The following is a 211-nucleotide window of genomic DNA, read 5'->3' on the forward strand; positions in this document are numbered from 1 at the left end:
GGCTGGCTGGTTTATTGCTGATAAATCTGGAGCCGGTGAGCGTGGGTCTCGCGGTATCATTGCAGCACTGGGGCCAGATGGTAAGCCCTCCCGTATCGTAGTTATCTACACGACGGGGAGTCAGGCAACTATGGATGAACGAAATAGACAGATCGCTGAGATAGGTGCCTCACTGATTAAGCATTGGTAACTGTCAGACCAACGCGTCTGG

At 52.6% G+C, this 211-nt stretch carries 1 protein-coding gene; it reads left to right on the forward strand.

Going from position 1 to position 211, the window contains the following annotated elements:
- On the forward strand, positions 1-190 hold a 190-nt coding region (locus tag J1902_RS18970), incomplete at its 5' end, for a serine hydrolase family protein (RefSeq protein WP_443623210.1).
- Between the last annotated feature and the right edge of the window lie 21 nt (positions 191-211).

It is taken from the genome of Arthrobacter cavernae (genome assembly GCF_017368795.1).
GTDB lineage: Bacteria > Actinomycetota > Actinomycetes > Actinomycetales > Micrococcaceae > Arthrobacter > Arthrobacter cavernae.